Origin of the sequence: Gordonia sp. (in: high G+C Gram-positive bacteria) (assembly GCF_052106715.1) — a bacterium.
Taxonomy (GTDB): domain Bacteria; phylum Actinomycetota; class Actinomycetes; order Mycobacteriales; family Mycobacteriaceae; genus Gordonia.
On record NZ_JBQEDL010000073.1, the window covers coordinates 1 to 3,972 of the forward strand.

Consider the following 3,972-nt stretch of genomic DNA (forward strand, 5'->3'; position numbering starts at 1 on the left):
TTGATGCTCCTATAGTTGTCAACTCATGATCTCGCCGGTTTTCGGGTCGGTCTTGATGAGGTGATAGACCTCGCGGATGACGTAGCGTTTTAAGCAGCGGATGATGTCGCGCTTGCTTTTGCCTTCGGCGGTTCGTCGGGCGACGTAGGCGATGGTGGGTTCGTGGAATCTCATTCTGACGATGACGGTCCGATAGATCGCGGCGTTGAGTTGACGGTGTCCGCCGTGGTTGATCCTGTGCTTCCCGCTGGTCATCCCTGAGCCGGTCGGGACCGGGCTGATGCCGGCAAGTTTCGCGAACGCGGCTTCGGAATGGATGCGTTCGGGGTTGTCGCCGGCGACGATGAGGATCTCCGCGGCAGTGTCGACGCCGATGCCGAACTCGTCGAGCAGGTGTGGGGCGCGCTGCAGGACGAGCTGCTCGATCTGCGCCTCGAGTTCCTTGATCTCGTCGTTCAGAGCGATCCAACGTTTCGCGATCGACCTGAGCGCGTGCCGGTTCGCGTCCTCGGGCGTCGCCAGCCCGCGGGGTCGGAGAGCGGCGCAGTGCCGGGCGACCATCTTCTGCGTTTTCTTGGCGGTCTCTCGGCGGAGGTCCTCGGTGGCGTGGACGAGCATCGCCTTGAGCGTCACCATCGCCCCGGTGCGGTCCTTCACCGCGGTATCGTGCGCAACCTTCAGCTGCCGGATCATCTCGACGACCCCGTCAGCGGTCTTCGGAACCGCGGTCGCGAACCCGGCGAGAACTGCTCTTGCGGCGTTCTCCGCGTCCAGCGTGTCAGACTTGCCGTTCAGGCGCCGCAGCCGCCGATCGGGGCGGGAGACCTCGATCACCTTGTGCCCGTTCCGGCGAATGAACGAGGTCAGGCCAGCGCCATAGGAACCGGTGCCCTCGATCCCGAACGCGATGATCTTCCCGAACGTCGCCGCCCACTCCGACAGTTGCCGGAACCCGGCGGTGTCGGTCGAGATCGTCAGGGACGCGAGGATCCCGCCGATCGAGTCCATCACCGCGGCGACGTGAATGTGCTTGTGAGTATCGACGCCGATCACGACGTGCCCAGAGCGGGCGGGCTCGATCTGTTCCATGGTGTGCTCTCCTTCACCGGTTAGCGTGGTTGTCACGCTGTCGCCGGCGGGTGGACAGGACTGTCATGGGGACGCTTTGACGAGGCTCCAGGCTCCTATCAGGTCACGCCCGATCCGGCGGCAGCGGTTACTGCACGCCCGGCCGGAGGTTCGACAGATCAACGCCAAGGCACCCTGCGGGCCAATCGTAAGCAAGGGTCAGAACACTCCGGCCAGGACTACCCCATCATTGCGAGATCGGGCAGAAACAGACTGACAATCGTACGCATCGCCGACCGACCCGATCGAGGGTGCGATCTGCTCCAGCGCGAGGTGCTCGGTCAGCACGATCGACGTGTATTGAGATCCGGCATCGGAGTGATGTCGGAGCTGTCCGGGCCCGACGCGGTGGCCTTGACGGTCGCGTTCCCATAGCGCCATCCGCAACGGGATCATGACCAGGTCGACGTGCTTGGTGGTCTGCGCGTGCCAGGCCACGATGCGTTGAGAGAACACGTCGAGGATGAACGCGACATACACCCAGCCCGCCCACGTGCGGCAGTAGGTGAAGTCGGTCACCCAGGTGTGATCCGGCCGCGGGGCGGTGAAGTCGCGGTTGAGGAGGTCGCCGGCGCGGATCCCGTCCTTCGCGGGGATCGTCGTCCGGATCGCCTTCGCCCGGGTGACCCCGGACAGGCCCAGGGCGCGCATCGCGCGGTCCACGGCCCCACGAGAGGCGTCAGCGACCTGGGTGCGGCGGATCAGCGCGGTCATCTTCTTGCGGCCATACAAGCCCTCCGGCGTCATTCGGCGGCGTGTCGTCCCGTCGGGCAGCACCTCGACGCGCCAGGCGGCGTCACGGACGGCGCCTTCGACTATCGCATCGGTCACGGTCCGAGCCGACACGCGGCCCGCCCGCCAAGCCCGGTAGGTGCGTGCCGCGATCTTCACGCCCTGCTCTCGCAGAACGCGGATGATCGACTCGACGGCAAACCCCTCGGATCTCATCTGGTCGATGAAGCCCATGATCAGCGGTTGCGGGGGTCGAGTTCCCCCACGAAGAAAGTCGTCGCTGCTTTCAAGATCGCGACGTCGTCACGCAACTTCCGGTTCTCCGCCTTCAACCGACGGATCTCGGCGTGTTCTTCGCTGGTCTGCCCGTCACGGTCTCCCGCGTCGATATCAGCCTGCACAACCCACCGACGCAACGACTCTGCACCGACGCCCTCCTGCCGGGCAACGGCCGCGATGGCTTTGGCGGTCGAGGGGTACTCGGCCCGGTGCTCGCGCACGAGCCTGACTGCGCGCTCACGGAGCGCGGCATCGATCTTCTTCGGCATGATGACATCCAATCAACTCAAAAGGATGCGGCACCAAACCTGGGACGGTTCAGGTACACGCAGCCGGGTGCGCACGACACCAGCCCGGTGGCGGCCGGGGCTATTCCTTCGCCACCAACGTCAGCACGTCGTATGTTGCGACGGTCTCGTCGTCCTGATTGCGGATGACGGCGTCCCAGCGCACCTCTCCGTACTCGTCGGTCTCGCGCGGCGTGATCTGCTTGGCCGTCAGTTCGACGCGGATGCTGTCGCCGGGCAACACCGGAGTGTTGAAGCGCAGGTCCTCCAGTCCGTAGTTCGCGAGAACCGGACCGGGTTCGGGGTCGACGAACAGCCCGGCGGCCCACGACACCAGCAGATAGCCGTGAGCGACGCGACCGGGGAAGAACGGGTTGGCGGCGGCGGCCTCCTCGTCCATGTGCGCGTAGAACGTATCGCCGGTGAAGTGCGCGAACGTCTCGATGTCGTCGAGGGTGACATCACGACTGCGTGACGCGATCCGGTCGCCGATCCGCAGCTGCGACAGCGGTTTGCGGAACGGATGCACGCCGTCCTCGCGTGCGGCCGCCCCCGCATGCCACACACCGGTGATCGCCGTGAGCATCTCCGGCGAGCCTTGCACGGCCGTCCTCTGCATGTGATGCAGCACCGCGCGGATGCCGCCGAGCTCTTCACCCCCGCCGGCACGACCCGGACCGCCGTGCACGAGACCAGGCATCGGCGATCCGTGCCCGGTAGAGGAGCGGGCATCGTCGCGGTCGAGGAACAGCACACGACCGTTGGATGCGGCGATGCCCGCCATGATCGCGGCGGCGAATGCGGGGTCATGCGTTGCGACGCTGGTCACCAGCGACCCGCCGCCGCGGGCGACGATGTCGGATGCCTCTGCCACAGTGTCGTACGTGATCAGCGACGACACCGGGCCGAATGCCTCCACCGTGTGCACGGCCGCGGCCTGTGCGTCGTCGAAGCGCAGCAGCGCGGGCGACACGAAGGCCCCCGCTGATTCGGAGGACTCGTGGGAACCGACGACGAACCGTCCACCGCCATCGACGAGAGCGCTGATCTGGCGCAGAACCTCGTCTCGCTGCTCGGTCGAAACGAGCGGTCCCATCGTCACGCCATCGGCTCGCGGGTCGCCGAGCACGACCGTGTCGCTGATCCGCGCGCGAACCGCGTCGATCACGGCATCGGCCTGACCGGTCGGCACGATCGCGCGGCGGATGGCGGTGCACTTCTGTCCGGCCTTCGTCGTCATTTCGACGACGAGCTGACGGACGTACGCGTCGAACTCCGGGGTGCCGGCGACGGCATCCGGGCCGAGCACCGAGGCGTTGATCGAGTCCGTCTCCGCGGTGAAGCGCACACCGGACGGTGCCCGCGAACGCAGTGAGGCGGCCGTCGACGCGCTGCCGGTGAACCCGACCACGTCGCCGAGCCGCAGCATGTCGCTTGTACTGAGCGAGCCTTGGCGAGTCGAAGTGAAGAGCGTCGGCACGCTGCCGCTGACCAACTGCAGCGACCCCGCGGGCAGCAGGTCCGCATCCACGAGGATCCGCACCAT

2 protein-coding genes and 1 pseudogene are annotated in these 3,972 nt (G+C 66.5%); all 3 read right to left on the reverse strand.

Annotated elements, in window-relative coordinates:
• Positions 1-18: 18 nt before the first annotated feature.
• Positions 19-1,089: an IS110 family transposase gene (locus ACTIMF_RS18990; protein WP_442351841.1), complete on the reverse strand. Its 1,071-nt coding sequence runs from the start codon at positions 1,087-1,089 to the stop codon at positions 19-21.
• Positions 1,090-1,347: 258 nt separating this feature from the next.
• Positions 1,348-2,408, reverse strand: a pseudogene (locus ACTIMF_RS18995) (IS3 family transposase); the annotation flags it as partial.
• Positions 2,409-2,508: 100 nt separating this feature from the next.
• On the reverse strand, positions 2,509-3,972 hold a 1,464-nt coding region (gene paaZ, locus ACTIMF_RS19000; protein WP_442351842.1), incomplete at its 5' end, for a phenylacetic acid degradation bifunctional protein PaaZ.